General features: G+C 74.3%; 13 protein-coding genes. 5 read left to right on the top strand and 8 right to left on the bottom strand.

Translation table 11 applies throughout. From position 1 onward, the window contains the following. Nucleotides 1-67: 67 nt before the first annotated feature. Entirely contained in the window at nucleotides 68-856 is a 789-nt protein-coding gene (locus tag ACTWM8_RS08255; protein ID WP_446214499.1) for a sporulation protein, read from the bottom strand. Between the two features lie 222 nt (nucleotides 857-1,078). Here ACTWM8_RS08255 and sigB point away from each other — a divergent pair, with 222 nt between their 5' ends. Beyond that, nucleotides 1,079-2,095 carry an RNA polymerase sigma factor SigB gene (gene sigB / locus ACTWM8_RS08250; protein ID WP_435820028.1) on the top strand — a complete coding sequence of 339 codons (1,017 nt, stop codon included), beginning with the start codon at nucleotides 1,079-1,081 and terminating at the stop codon, nucleotides 2,093-2,095. 73 nt (nucleotides 2,096-2,168) lie between these two features. Next, a complete protein-coding gene (locus ACTWM8_RS08245; protein WP_210779659.1) occupies nucleotides 2,169-2,576 on the top strand; it encodes a VOC family protein in 408 nt (135 codons plus the stop codon). A gap of 8 nt (nucleotides 2,577-2,584) precedes the next feature. On the opposite strand, the gene ACTWM8_RS08240 is transcribed toward ACTWM8_RS08245, so the two are convergent. From ACTWM8_RS08240 to ACTWM8_RS08230, 3 genes are read right to left on the bottom strand one after another with little or no spacing between them, the layout of a single operon-like run. Continuing rightward, on the bottom strand, nucleotides 2,585-5,140 hold the full coding sequence (locus ACTWM8_RS08240; protein ID WP_446213281.1) for a bifunctional acetate--CoA ligase family protein/GNAT family N-acetyltransferase: 2,556 nt from the start codon (nucleotides 5,138-5,140) through the stop codon (nucleotides 2,585-2,587). 28 nt (nucleotides 5,141-5,168) lie between these two features. Beyond that, nucleotides 5,169-6,350 carry an acetoin utilization protein AcuC gene (locus ACTWM8_RS08235; protein WP_446213280.1) on the bottom strand — a complete coding sequence of 394 codons (1,182 nt, stop codon included), beginning with the start codon at nucleotides 6,348-6,350 and terminating at the stop codon, nucleotides 5,169-5,171. A gap of 48 nt (nucleotides 6,351-6,398) precedes the next feature. Then, nucleotides 6,399-7,256, bottom strand: coding sequence for a sulfurtransferase (locus tag ACTWM8_RS08230; protein ID WP_446213279.1), 858 nt, complete (start codon nucleotides 7,254-7,256; stop codon nucleotides 6,399-6,401). Between the two features lie 124 nt (nucleotides 7,257-7,380). Between ACTWM8_RS08230 and ACTWM8_RS08225 the strand changes: the two genes are divergently transcribed. After that, the gene (locus tag ACTWM8_RS08225) at nucleotides 7,381-8,034 is read left to right on the top strand and encodes a metal-dependent transcriptional regulator (protein ID WP_246158687.1); all 654 of its coding nucleotides are present in this window, start codon (nucleotides 7,381-7,383) and stop codon (nucleotides 8,032-8,034) included. Nucleotides 8,035-8,118: 84 nt separating this feature from the next. On the opposite strand, the gene ACTWM8_RS08220 is transcribed toward ACTWM8_RS08225, so the two are convergent. From ACTWM8_RS08220 to ACTWM8_RS08210, 3 genes are all read right to left on the bottom strand, one after another. Then, nucleotides 8,119-8,667: a hypothetical protein gene (locus tag ACTWM8_RS08220; RefSeq protein WP_446213278.1), complete on the bottom strand. Its 549-nt coding sequence runs from the start codon at nucleotides 8,665-8,667 to the stop codon at nucleotides 8,119-8,121. 153 nt (nucleotides 8,668-8,820) lie between these two features. Further along, on the bottom strand, nucleotides 8,821-10,089 hold the full coding sequence (locus tag ACTWM8_RS08215; RefSeq protein ID WP_446213277.1) for an MFS transporter: 1,269 nt from the start codon (nucleotides 10,087-10,089) through the stop codon (nucleotides 8,821-8,823). A gap of 121 nt (nucleotides 10,090-10,210) precedes the next feature. After that, nucleotides 10,211-10,453 (bottom strand): DUF5522 domain-containing protein, encoded by a 243-nt coding sequence (locus ACTWM8_RS08210; RefSeq protein ID WP_446213276.1) that lies wholly within the window; start codon nucleotides 10,451-10,453, stop codon nucleotides 10,211-10,213. Nucleotides 10,454-10,589: 136 nt separating this feature from the next. Here ACTWM8_RS08210 and ACTWM8_RS08205 point away from each other — a divergent pair, with 136 nt between their 5' ends. Both ACTWM8_RS08205 and ACTWM8_RS08200 read left to right on the top strand, forming a co-directional pair. Then, nucleotides 10,590-11,156 carry a dihydrofolate reductase family protein gene (locus ACTWM8_RS08205; RefSeq protein ID WP_446213275.1) on the top strand — a complete coding sequence of 189 codons (567 nt, stop codon included), beginning with the start codon at nucleotides 10,590-10,592 and terminating at the stop codon, nucleotides 11,154-11,156. A 359-nt stretch (nucleotides 11,157-11,515) separates the two neighbouring features. Further along, nucleotides 11,516-11,833: a TraR/DksA family transcriptional regulator gene (locus tag ACTWM8_RS08200; protein ID WP_446213274.1), complete on the top strand. Its 318-nt coding sequence runs from the start codon at nucleotides 11,516-11,518 to the stop codon at nucleotides 11,831-11,833. Between the two features lie 86 nt (nucleotides 11,834-11,919). Here the strand turns inward: ACTWM8_RS08200 and ACTWM8_RS08195 are convergent, their stop codons facing one another. Further along, nucleotides 11,920-12,855 (bottom strand): DUF2332 domain-containing protein, encoded by a 936-nt coding sequence (locus tag ACTWM8_RS08195; protein WP_446213273.1) that lies wholly within the window; start codon nucleotides 12,853-12,855, stop codon nucleotides 11,920-11,922. Nucleotides 12,856-12,884: the final 29 nt, after the last annotated feature.

Genomic DNA, 12,884 nt, shown 5'->3' with positions numbered 1-12,884 from the left:
TCTGACGCAAACTTCTTGATCACCGCCGAAAGGCGGCCGGGGTGGGGGTGGGGTGGGGGGGTGAGGGTCAGAAGAAGAGGCCGCGGCGTTGGATGGACTGGCGGAGCCAGCCGTCGAGCTGGGCGGCCCAGTCGGTGCGGTCCAGGGTGGCGTGGTCGACGGTGAAGCGGCCGAACGCGTCGCGCCCCTCGGTGAGGATGCCGCCCCGCTTGTCGATCTCCAGCACCACCTGGGTCTGCTGCGGTTCGCTGATGAAGGTCAGCTCCAGCTGGTTGATCGCGCGGGCGTACTGCGGCGCCGGGTGGAACTCGATCTCCTGGTAGAACGGCAGGCTCTGCCGTACGCCGTAGATGTGCCCCCGCTCGACGTCGGCCCGGGCGAACCGGAAGCCCAGCCGCAGCAGCGCCTCCAGCAGCCGCTCCTGCGCCGGCAGCGGGTGCACCGCCACCGGGTCCAGGTCGCCCTTGTCGACGGCCCGCGCCACCTCCAGCTCGGTACGCAGACCCATCGTCATCCCGTGCAGGTGGTGCCCGTACAGGTCGGTCAGCGGGGTCTCCCAGGGCACGTCGAAGCGGAACGGGATGTCGTACCGCTGGCCGGGCTCCAGCCGGAACGGGCCGGTGACCTGGCGCCGGCCGAACTCCTGCGTGGTGTCGTACTCGGAGTCGGCGCTCTCCACCTCGACCCGGGTGACCAGGCCGAGGGCCACATAGGAGACGTCCACCTGGTGGTCCCCGCCGGCCACCTGGATCCGTCCCTCCAGTTGACCGCCCGGACGGCAGTTCGGGTTGGCCAGCACGGTTTCCACCGAGGGACCACCCACACCCATCGCCTGCATGAGCCGCTTGAAGACCACCACGTCCTCCGTCGCCTGTTCCGGCCGGCCCCGGTGGCCGACCGCTGGCACGGTAACCGTCGCCGGCAAGCGGACCCGGCGACGACACCCGGCAACCGACCGGATTGCTGTCGGGTCCCCGATCGCCTCACTCCCGTTTCACGCCCCGGTTGGAAAGCTGTCTGTCATCGGCACCACTGGGGCCGGTACGCGGCACAGAAGCGGACACGGGGAGAGACTGAGATGGCCCTGCAGATGATCGAGAACCAGACGCGCCCGGCCGCCACCATCGACGCCGAGCACGGCACGGAGACCCTGACCGACCTGGACGCGACCGACGAGCGCGGCATCTCCACCGACCTCGTCCGGGCGTACCTCAACGGGATCGGCCGGACGAAGCTGCTGACCGCCGCGCAGGAGGTCGAGCTGGCGAAGCGGATCGAGGCGGGGCTGTTCGCCGAGGAGAAGCTCTCCGCCTGCACCCCGGTCTCCGCCGAGCTGAAGAGTGACCTGGAGCTGATCGTGGCGCAGGGCCGCGCCGCCAAGGACCACCTGCTGGAGGCCAACCTCCGGCTGGTGGTGAGCATCGCCAAGCGCTACACGGGGCGCGGGATGGCGTTCCTGGACCTGATCCAGGAGGGCAACCTCGGCCTGATCCGCGCGGTGGAGAAGTTCGACTACGCCAAGGGCTACAAGTTCTCCACGTACGCCACCTGGTGGATCCGGCAGGCGATCACCCGGGCGATGGCCGACCAGGCCCGCACCATCCGCATCCCGGTGCACATGGTCGAGCAGGTCAACCGGATGGTCCGGGTCCGCCGCGAGCTGTCGGTCTCGCTGGGCCGGGAGCCCACCGTGGCCGAGGTGGCCGTCGCCCTGGAGATCCCGGAGTACCAGGTGATCGAGCTGATCTCCTACGACCGGGAGCCGGTCAGCCTGGACCAGGCGGTCGGCGAGGACGGCGAGAGCGCGCTGGGTGACTTCGTCGCCGCGGTGGACCCGCGCGAGGAGCCGGGTGACGCGGCCGCCAACGGTGAGCTGCGCAACGAGGTGAGCATCGTGCTGGCCACCCTCTCCCAGCGGGAGCAGGCGGTGATCCGGCTGCGGTTCGGCCTGGACGACGGCCGGCAGCGCACCCTGGACGAGGTGGGCAAGGAGTTCGGCCTGTCCCGGGAGCGGATCCGGCAGATCGAGAAGGTGACGCTGCTCAAGCTGCGCGCGCCGGAGCGGGCGCAGCGGCTGGAGGCGTACGCCTGCTGACCCACCCACGATCCGAAGGCCCCGGCGCGTGTGGCGCTTGGGTGTTGTCGTACCGGTGGGGCAGGGTCGGCGTATGAACTGGACACTGGAAGTGGTGGTGGTACCGGTCAGCGACGTGGACCGGGCCAAGGAGTTCTACGCCGACCGGCTCGGCTTCGCCGTCGACCACGACACCCGGATCGGCGACGACGTGCGCATCGTGCAGCTCACTCCCCCAGGTTCGGGCTGCTCGGTCGTGATCGGCCGCGGCGCGGTGCCCGACATGCCGCCGGGCTCGCTCAAGGGTCTCCAACTGGTGGTGCCCGACCTGGAGAAGGCGCGCGCGGAGCTGGTCGCGCGGGGCGTGGAGGTCAGCGAGATCCAGGTGTTGGGCGAGAATCCCCGGCCGGTGCCGCACCCGCTGGACAATGTGGGCTTCGTCTTCTTCACCGATCCGGACGGCAACGCCTGGGGCGTGCAGCAGATCTCCAGCCGCGGCTGAGCCGCGACTCAGAGGCGCCGGGGGCCGGTGTCCGGGCGGGCGCCCGCCGAGCCGATCCGGACGCTGGCGTGCAGCACCGACATGCCGTCCGGCCGGGCCAGCACCGGGTTCAACGTCAGCGACCGGACCCGGGGTTGCTCGTCGGCGAGCCGGCCGACCCGCAGCAGCAGGTCGACCAGGGCCGCCCGGTCGACCGGCGCCGCGCCCCGATGCCCGCGCAGCAGCGGCGCGGCCCGTGGCTCGTCGACCAGCTCGGCGGCGTCCCGGTCGGTCAGCGGCACCGCCCGCCAGGCCCGGTCGCCGAGCAGTTCGGTGGCGACGCCGCCCAGACCGAAGCCGACCACCGGCCCGAAGGCCGGGTCCTCCATCAGCTCCACCACGCAGGCCACGCCGGGCGGGACCATCGGCTGGACCAGCACGTCCGGGCCGAAGACCGGAGCCATCTCGGCGTACGCGCGGCGCAGCGCGACCGGGTCGGCCAGGTCGAGGCGTACCGCGCCGAGGTCGAGCCGGTGCCGCAGGCCGGCGGCGGCGGCCTTGAGCGCCACCGGCCAGCCGAGCCGGTCGGCGGCGGCCACCGCCTCGTCGGCCGTGGCGGCCGGCGCGGAGCCGACCACATCGATCCCGTACGCGGCGAGCAGCCCGGCCGGGTCGATGGCGTCGGCGCGCAGCGCGGCCTGCCCGGCGACGGGGTCCACCCGGGGCAGCTCGGGCAGCGTGCCCGGGTCCCGGCGCAGCCAGGCCGCGTAGGTGGTGACCCGGGCCAGGGCCCGCACCGCCTCCTCCACGCTCGGGTACGCCGGCACGCCGGCCGGCACCCGCCCGGCCAGGAATGTCGCCACGGTGGGCTTGCCGGCGGCGAGCGCGGTCGGCAGGGCGGCGGTGAAGTCCGCCTCTTCCATGGTGACCTGGCCGGGCAGCGGCGGGGCGAAGACGGCGACCAGCGCGTCCACCCCCGGGTCCGCGGTCGCCTCGGCCAGCGCCGTGCTGAACTCGGCGGTGCCCGCGTGCGGGCCGACGTCGCGCGGGTACCCGTCGGCGACGGTGAGCCCCTGGGCGGCGCAGGCGGTGGCGGCGAGCCCGGTCAACGCCGAGGAGTTGCCGACCACGCCGACCCGGGGGCCGGCGGGCAGCGGCTGGCGGGCCAGCAGCAGACCAACGTCGAGCAGCTCGGCGACGGTGTCCACCCGGATCACCCCGGACTGGGCGAACAGCGCGCTGACCGCGGCGGCGTCCAGCGCCGGCCCCGCGCCGAGGCCGGCCGGGCGGGCCAGCGAGGCGAGCGCGACCACCGGCTTGTCCCGCCCGATCCGGCGGGCCAGCCGGGCGAACTTGCGCGGGTTCCCGAAGGTCTCGAGGTAGAGCAGGATCACGTCGGTGCCCGGGTCGTCCTGCCAGTACTGGAGCAGGTCGTTGCCGGAGACGTCGGCCCGGTTGCCGGCCGAGACGAAGGTGGACAGGCCGAGCCCGCGCCGCTGCGCCTCGGCGAGCAGCGCCACGCCGAACACACCGGACTGGCTGAACAGGCCGACCCGGCCGGGCGCCGGCAGGACGGGGGCGAGGGTGGCGTTGAGGCGTACCTTCTCGTCGGTGTTGGCCACGCCCAGGCAGTTCGGGCCGACCACCCGCATGCCGGCGGCGTGCGCGGCGCGGACCAGCGCGCGCTGCGCCGCCGCTCCCTCTCCCCCGGCCTCGGCGAAGCCGGCGGAGATGACCACCAGGCCGTGCGCGCCGGCGGCGGCGGCGTCCGCGACCACCAGGGGCGCCGCGTCGGGGGCCACGGCGACGACCGCCAGGTCGATGTCGAGACCGGCGTCGGCCGCCGACGGGTACGCGGGCAGCCCGGCCACGGTGGCCGCGCTGGGGTGCACCGGCACGATCGCGCCCGGGTAGCCGCCGTCGCGCAGGTGCCCGAGCACGGCGGCGCCGACACCCTGCCCGGTGGCACTGGCGCCGTAGACGGCGATGCCGCGCGGGGCGAGCAGCCGGGCGATCGAACGGGCCTCGGTGCGGTGCTCCCGGCCGCGCTGCACCTCCAGCGTCGACTCGGTGGGGGCGATCGGGAAGCTCAGGTGCACCACGCCGTCGGCGAACTGGCGCTGGACCTGGTAACCGAAGTCGGAGAAGACCCGCAGCATCGCGCCGTTGGCGGGGAGCACCTCGGCCACGAAGTGCACGATGCCGGCCCGCCGGGCCGCGTCGGCGAGGTGCTCCATCAGCACCGAGCCGATCCCCCGCCCCTGGTAGGCGTCCTCGACCACGAACGCCACCTCGGCCTCCGGGGCTTCCGGGCCGAGCCGCTCGTACCGGCCGACGGCGACGATCCGGTCTCCGGCGAGCACCACGAAGGCCTCCCGGTCGCGGTGGTCGACGTTGACGAAGCGGTGCAGGTCGCGGTCGGGGATGCGCGGGTACGGGGAGAAGTAGCGCAGGTAGCGGGTGCGCTCGGAGAAGCGCGAGTGCATCGCCACGATCTCCGGCCCGTCCGCGGGGCGGATCGGGCGCAGCTGGACGGTGCTGCCGTCGCTGAGCAGCACGTCCACCGGCTGGCCGACAGTGGTCACCGGTCGGTCCCCTCCCCAGGTCACCGGCTCAGTCGCGCGGATCGTGCGGGTCGAGCCCGAGCAGCGGGAAGACCGCCTTGCGGGTGGCGGCGATCGCCCGGTCCACGGAGGTCGGCTCGCCGGTCGGCTGCCACGGCTCGTACGCCGGGTCGGCGTCGTCGGTCATCCGCAGCGGGATCTCCCGGCCGGGCAGCCGCTTGGCGACCAGCTCCCGCCAGGCCGGTGGGGTCAGGGTGGCCGGCGCGATCGGGTCGCCGCTGGCGATCGCCAGCAGGTGGGTCCACGCCCGGGGCACCACCTCGGCCAGCGCGTACCCGCCGCCGCCGGTGGCGACCCAGCGACCCTCGCAGAGTTCGTCGGCGAGCGCCCGCAGGGCCAGGTAGGTGGCGCGCTGCCCGTCGACGGTGAGGTGCAGGTCGGCCAGCGGGTCCATCCGGTGCCCGTCCGCGCCGCACTGGGTCACCAGGATCTGCGGCCGGAACGCGCGCAGCACCGACGGCACGATCGCGTGGAAGGCGCGCTGCCAGCCGGCGTCGTCGATGCCGGGCGGCAGCGGCACGTTCACCGCGCTGCCCTCCGCTCCCGGGCCACCGGTCTCGTCGGGAAAGCCGGTGCCGGGGAAGAGCGCCAGCGGGGTCTCGTGCAGGCTGACCGTGAGCACCCGCGGGTCCCGGTAGAACATCTCCTGCACGCCGTCGCCGTGGTGCACGTCCACGTCCACGTACGCGATCCGCTCGGCGCCGAGGTCGAGCAGGCGGGCGATGGCCACCGCCGGGTCGTTGTAGACGCAGAAGCCGGCGGCCCGGTCCGGCATGGCGTGGTGCAGCCCACCGGCCACGTTCACCGCGCGGCGGGCCTCGCCCCGCCAAACCGCCTCGGCGGCCGCGACGCTGGCCCCGGCGATCAGCGCGCTGGAGTCGTGCATGCCGTCGAAGACGGGATTGTCGGAGGTGCCCAGCCCGTACCCGGCGAAGAGCGGGTCGCGCGGCGCGGCCCGGACGGCGTCCAGGTAGTCCGGCTGGTGCACCCGGGTGAGCAGCGCGTCGTCGGCCGGCGTCGGCCGGACCAGACGGACCCCGGGCCGGTCGAGGACACCCAGCTCCCGGGCCAGCGCCATGGTCAGCTCGACCCGTACCGGGTCGAGCGGGTGCTCCCCCATGTCGTAGGCGAGCAGGGCCTCGTCCCACACCACCACCGTGTCGTCCGACATGAGGTCATCGTCGCACGAGCGCCGCCGGCCGCCCACCGCACGCGCTGCTCAGCGGGGTGATGTCTCCCCGGTGGCCACCGGCCGGTCCGGGTCGGCCACCCAGTTGCTCCACGAGCCGACGTAGAGCGCGGCGTCCGGTCGCCCCGCCAGGTGCAGGGCGAGCACCGCCTGCGCGGCGGTCACCCCCGATCCGCAGTACGCCCCGACCGGCGTGCCCTCGGTCACCCCGGCGGCGGCGAACCGCTCGCGCAGCGCCTCGGCGGCCGGGAAGCGCCCCTCGGTGACGTACTCCGGGGCGGGCAGGTTCACCGCGCCCGGCACGTGCCCGGCGACGGGGTCGATCGGCTCGGTCTCGCCCCGGTAGCGGGGCGCGGCCCGGACGTCGAGGAGGACGCCTTCGTCGGCGGCGGCGAGCGCCGCCGCGGCGGCGGTGTCCAGCACCGGCAGGGCGCCGGGGCGGACGGTCACGTCACCCGGGGGCGGGGCGGGCGCCTCGGTGGAGGTGGGCAGGCCGGCGGCGAGCCAGCCCGGCCACCCGCCGTGCAGCAGCCGTACCGGTCGGTGACTGGCCCAGCGCAGGGTCCACCAGGCGCGGGCGGCGGCCATGCCGTCGCCGCCGTCGTACACGACGATGGGATGACCGGCGCGGACGCCGGCGGCCCGCAGCACGGCCTGCAGCGCGGCCGGGTCGGGCAGCGGGTGCCGGCCGGCGGCGCCGGGCGGACCGCAGAGCGCGGTGTCCAGGTCGACGAAGACCGCGCCGGGCAGGTGACCTGCGGCGTAGTCCTCGCGGCCGGGCGGCCCGGTCAGCCGCCAGCGCACGTCGAGCAGGGTGGGCGGGTCGGGCTCGGCGAGCGCGGCGGCGAGCTGTTCGGCCTCGATCAGCGGCTCCTGAGTTCCGGACATGGCGACCAGTCAACACCATCCGGGCAGCGACCTGGCGGTTCGGCACCGGCCGTTGTCGGGGCTGCGGGGTAGCATCGTGCACCGGAGGGCTGACGTGAAACACGATTTGGTCGATACGACCGAGATGTACCTTCGCACCATCCTCGAGCTCGAGGAGGAGGGTGTGCCGCCGCTGCGCGCGCGGATCGCCGAGCGGTTACGGCAGAGCGGGCCCACCGTCAGCCAGACCGTCGCCCGGATGGAGCGCGACGGGCTGCTCACCGTCGAGGGCGACCGGCACCTGACGCTGACCCCGCTGGGTCGCAACAGCGCCGTCTCCGTGATGCGCAAGCACCGCCTCGCCGAGCTGCTGCTGGTCAACGTCATCGGGATGCCCTACGAGGAGGCCCACGAGGAGGCCTGCCGGTGGGAGCACGTGATGAGCGACGCCGTCGAGAAGCGGGTCTACGACCTGCTCAACCGACCGACCCGCTCGCCGTACGGCAACCCGATCCCGGGGCTGGAGGAGCTGGGCTCGCCGGAGCCCGAGGCCGACACGGTCGAGGGTGAGCGCAACCTGGCCTTCCCCGGCCTCTCCGGGACGGTGGTGGTCCGGCGGATCTGCGAGAGCGTGCAGACCGACGCCGACGTGCTGCGCCAGCTGCACGCCGCCGGGGTCGACCCGGGCGCCACGGTCACCGTCGCGCAGGAGCGGGACGGGGTGTTCATCGACCGCTCGGGCGAGCGGGTCCGGCTGCCCCGCGAGGTCGCCTCGCGGGTCTTCGTCGCCGCCCACTGACGGCTCGGGCCGCCTGCTCTCCGGGGCCGTTGCCTCGGTCCGCGCGGGCGGCCCGCTTCCGTTGGCGCGCCCTGCCCGCGAGCCTCACATGGCCCGGGTGTTGATTTTCTTCGCCAGGCTGACCAGCTTGCCGGTCAGCTCCTCGGCCTCGGCCTTCGGTGCGCCACGCTCACACGTCCAGTGCAGGGTGGCCAACCGGTCCTCGGTGGCCAGCCAGCCGACCTCGGCGACCGGACCGTGCTTCGCCGTCTTGGCGAGGGTGCGGCGGTAGGCGACCTGGCCCAGCTTCGACACCTTGGTCGCCCCGTCGGGCAGCACGTCGGCGTTGAAGGTCGGCACGTCGATCGAGGTGTCGGTGACGGTCAGCGTCAGCTCGGGCAGGGTGGCCCGCTCGGCGCGGACCACGCAGGTGTGGGTGTCGCCCTTGTCGCTGGCGGCGGCCACGTCGAACCGGACACCGGCGTGCTCCTCGATCACCGCGAAGTCCAGCAGCCGGCACGCGCCGCCCGAGGAGGCGGCGGCCACCTCCACCGTCACCGGGTCCACCGCCGGCACGGCCACCGGTCGGGGCTGGGCGCCGCAGCCGGTGGTCAGCAGGACGGCTGAGGCGGTGAGCCAGATCCGCGCGTGCACGGGGAACCTCCGCGGTCGTCGGCGGGGGCCCGCCGGATATCCGTCGGACACCGTACGGGCAACCCGTGCCGGCGCGAAAGTCCTTCGGCGCGCACCCGGGGCGGACCCTCGTCGAGGGTCGCGGTCCGCGACCGCCGCGTCACTCCGGCCTCTTCAGGCCGGCGGCAGGTCGCGCATCCGGCGCAGTGGCGAGCAGACCACGAAGAGCGCCGCGCTCCACGTCCCCAACGCCGTCAGGACCAGCGCCGGCCGCAGCCCCCACTGGCTGCCCAGCGTCCCGCCGAAGAGCGCGCCGAGCGGCACCACCCCGAAGCAGATCCACAGGAACGAGGCGTTGACCCGACCGAGCAGTTCCGGCGGGGTGATGCGCTGCCGGTACGACAGGATGGCGACGTTGAACAGCACCGCGTTGGCGGAGAACGCGGCGAGGCCGACGGCGTAGAGCGCCAGTCCCCAGCCGGGTCGGGCCAGCGGCACCAGCAGGTAGAGCGGCCCCGGGACGGCCATCGCGACCCAGATCACCCGCGCCGAGCCGATCCACCGGGAGAGCCGGTCGGCCAACGCGCCGCTGACCAGCCCGCCCACCGCGCCGAGGGAGAAGACCACCCCGACCACCGCCGGGGAGGCGTGCAGCTCCCGCACCAGGTAGGTGACCTCCAGCGAACTCGTCGCCATGGCGAAGAAGTTGGACGTGGTGACGCAGGCCAGGATCCGTACCAGGATTGGCTGCCGGCGGATGAACCCGAGCCCTTCGGTGAGGGCGACCCGCGCCGGCACCCGATCGCCGGTGGCGGGTCGGGCGGCGGTCGGCTGCCGGATCAGCAGCAGCGTCACCGCGCTGACCACGAAGGCGAACGCCGTCCCGAGGAAGGTCCGCGCCGCGCCGACGAGCCCGGTCAGCGCCCCGCCGACCATCGGCCCGACCAGCTGGGCCGCGTCCTGGCTGACGGCGAGCCGGGCGTTGCCCTCGACGAGTTGATCCGCCGGCACCAGCCTCGGCAGGGTGCCCTTGTACGCCACGGTGAAGAGCACCGTCAGCACGCCGGAGAGCCCGACCACGACGTACAGGAAGGGCAGGGTGAGGCGACCGACCAGGGCGACCACCGGCAGTGACAGCAGCAGCGCGGCGCGGCCGAGGTCGCAGGCGACCATCAGCCGCCGCGGGTCGACCCGGTCCGCGAGCAGGCCGGCGGGGAGCGAGAAGAGCAGGTACGGCAGCCAGGCCAGGAAGGCCAGCAGGGAGACCTCGAACACGCTCGCGCGCAGGGTGTCGGCGGCGAGCAGCGGTACCGCCACCCCGGAGATCCGGGTGCCGACCTCGCTGACCGTCTGACCGCCCCAGAGCAGGGCGAAGTCGCGGCTGCGCCAGAGCGGCCCGAGGCGGGGCCGCACCGGCGGGGCGGCCTCCAGGTGCCGGGTCACGGGTCACCACTTTCCAGCGGCAGGGATGGGCCGACGAGGGCCGGCACCGAACCGGCGGCTCGGCCGACCCAACCTAGGCGGCGCCACCGGTCCGGGCACCCGAATATCGCCTGGTTGGCGGTCAGTCGTCGACGTACGGGCAGTGTCGGCAGCCGCGCCCGCAGCAGGTGCCCCGGCGGGCCAGGAAGCCGGCGCTGAGCACGAAGAGCCCGGTGGCCGGGTCGAGGTAGCCGGCCTCACCGGCGGCGAGCGCGGCGGAGTGGGCCGCGAGGATCCGCTCCCGGTCGGGATGCTCCGGCGACAGCCGGGACGGGTGCGGCTCGGTCAACGGTCGGTCCGCCAACGGTCGCCGCTCTGCACCCACCGGCGCAGTCTACGAAGCCGTCCGCCGCCACCGGCCACGCGTGACCCGCCGGGAGTCACCGGTCACCTGACCGATCGTGTCGTAGGGCTGCGGAATGCTGGACGCCGACGGGGGTTCGACTGTGGAAGGACGGCAGATGAGGAAGATCGTCGTACACATGAGCGTGTCGCTCGACGGGTTCTTCGAGGGCCCCGGCGGCGACCTGGGGTGGCATCTGGTCGACGACGAGCTGCACCGGCACTTCAACGCGGAGCTGCGCACCATGGGCGGGTTCCTCAACGGGCGCCGCAGCTACCAGCTGATGGCCGAATTCTGGCCGACCGCCGACCGGGACCCGGCCAGCACCGCCCCGATGGTGGAGTTCGCCGGCATCTGGCGGGACATGCCGAAGATCGTCTACTCCCGGACGCTGGACGCGGTCGACTGGAACGCCACCCTGGTCCGGGACGTCGTACCCGACGAGGTGCGGCGGCTCAAGGCCGAGCCGGGCGGCGACCTTGCCCTCGGCGGGGCGGACCTGCTCGCCACCTTCCTGCGGCACGACCTGGTCGACGAGTACCGGCTCTACGTCCACCCGGTCGTGCTCAGCGGCGGCCGCCAACTCTTCCCCGCGTCGGGCGACCGGCAGCCGCTGCGCCTGACCGGGACCCGCACCTTCGGCAACGGCGTCGTCCTGCTGCGGCACGAGCGCGCCCGGGACTGACGAGGACCGGCGCGCCGGGCACACGCCCACCGGCGGGAGGCGTGACCGCGAGCTAAGGGCGTTGGCTTTCCGGTCGGCCCGGCCTATGGTTGCCGGATGCGTCTGTCCGGGCAGCAGGAGAGGACCGCCGTCAGCACGACGGCGGCGCCCGCTGCTGTCCGCCGGCCCGCCCTCCGGGTCACCGTGGCGACCCGCGTCGTGCGAGTCGCGGTCGCGCCGTCGCGCGCCGGCTCGGTCGCCCCCGGCCTGCCGAGCCCCGCCGGACGTAGCCCTCCTGGACCGGTGCACACCCACTGAACGGCCACCAGGGCGAAGCTTCCACAGCTTCGGCCCTTTTTCTTTTTCCGAGGAGCTACGCCATGACCACGCACACCCAGCCGGGCCAGCAGAACTGGATCGACGAACTGCGGTCGACCCTGACGTCCGACTTCGAAATGCACACCGCCCGGCTCACCGAACTCACCGCCGACACCGGTGATCCGGCCGAGGCCCACACCCGCGACGCGCTGCTCGCCGCGACCCGGCAGAGCCTGGAGCAGATCACCGGGGCGCTGCGGCGCATCGCCGAGGGCCGGTACGGGATCTGCGAGCGGTGCGCCGGGCCGATCCCCCAGGAACGCCTGGAGGTGCTGCCGCACGCCCGCTTCTGCGTGCCCTGCCAGCAGAAGCAGCGCTGACGTACCGGGCGGGGGCTGCCGCACCGACGTGGCAGCCCCCGCTCGTGCGGACTCGGCCGACCGCCGCGGTGCCCGGCGAGCCCGGGTCAGCCGAACCAGGTCATCGCCTGCCCGTGCGAACGGGTCCAGGCGAGCGGCCGTCCGTCGAGCGCCAGCACGTTGTACAGCGCCTCGCCCGGCGACTCCGGCAGCCCGTCGTGGGTCAGCACCTCCGGGGCCTCGTTCGAGATCCAGTAGCCGGGCAGCCCGCGTACCACCGCGGCGAACGCCTCCCGCCGCGGGGCCGGCACCTGGTAGAGCACGGAGGTGTGGAACACCACCAGCGTCGCCCCGGCCGGCGCCCGCGCGGCCAGTGGCGGCAGGTCGTCCACCAGGTCGCCGCGGACCAGCAGCGGCGGCTCGGCCGCGGCGACGGCCGCCGCCGCCCGGAGGCGGGCCCGGCGATGCTCGTGCTCCGGCCAGATGAGGGCGTCGAGCCAGTCGACGTCGGCGGGATCGGTCACGTCGAGGGGATTCAGGTCCAGGCCGGCCCGCCACACCACCTCGGGTAGGCGGCTCGGCGGCGCCATTCCGGTGAGGGCGCACTCGCAGACCGGTTCGCCCGCGCCGAGGACGTGCTCGCCGTAGCGGTAGGCGTACCGGTCCGGGTAGAGACAGAGCCCGGCGGACGCGCCGACCTCCAGCAGCGCGAGCGGCTGCGGCAACGCGGCGAGCACCGGCAGCAGTACGGCACACCGCCCCGGCTCGTTGGTCTGGGTGGCCCGGGTGCGCAGCTCCGCCTCGACCGCCGGCCAGTTCGCCACGGTGAAGTCGCGGAACGCGGCCGGGTCGTCGACCGGCCCGCCGAGCAGCCGGACGACGCCGAACAGCAGATTCGGCTGCCGCTTGTCCGGCGGCAACGTGCCGAGCAGGGCGAGCAGCTCCTCGTCGCGCGAGACGGCGAGGGACAGGCGCTCGTACCCGGGCGACACTCCGCGCGTCTCGCGCGCGGCGAACTCGGCGTAGCTCGCGGCGATGGTCATGTTCCGATGATCGCAGTGATCCCGGACGC

The sequence above is a fragment of the Micromonospora sp. IBSANI012 genome (assembly GCF_052814045.1).
This window is presented reverse-complemented; position numbering and strand designations above follow the sequence as displayed.

What these genes read in the sequence shown, in the direction of transcription:
- sigB (WP_435820028.1), top strand. Translation starts at nt 1,079, where the DNA reads ATGGCCCTGCAGATGATCGAGAACCAGACGCGCCCGGCCGCCACCATC.
- ACTWM8_RS08245 (WP_210779659.1), top strand. Translation starts at nt 2,169, where the DNA reads ATGAACTGGACACTGGAAGTGGTGGTGGTACCGGTCAGCGACGTGGAC.
- ACTWM8_RS08235 (WP_446213280.1), bottom strand. Translation starts at nt 6,350, where the DNA reads ATGTCGGACGACACGGTGGTGGTGTGGGACGAGGCCCTGCTCGCCTAC.
- ACTWM8_RS08230 (WP_446213279.1), bottom strand. Translation starts at nt 7,256, where the DNA reads ATGTCCGGAACTCAGGAGCCGCTGATCGAGGCCGAACAGCTCGCCGCC.
- ACTWM8_RS08225 (WP_246158687.1), top strand. Translation starts at nt 7,381, where the DNA reads ATGTACCTTCGCACCATCCTCGAGCTCGAGGAGGAGGGTGTGCCGCCG.
- ACTWM8_RS08205 (WP_446213275.1), top strand. Translation starts at nt 10,590, where the DNA reads ATGAGGAAGATCGTCGTACACATGAGCGTGTCGCTCGACGGGTTCTTC.
- ACTWM8_RS08200 (WP_446213274.1), top strand. Translation starts at nt 11,516, where the DNA reads ATGACCACGCACACCCAGCCGGGCCAGCAGAACTGGATCGACGAACTG.
- ACTWM8_RS08195 (WP_446213273.1), bottom strand. Translation starts at nt 12,855, where the DNA reads ATGACCATCGCCGCGAGCTACGCCGAGTTCGCCGCGCGCGAGACGCGC.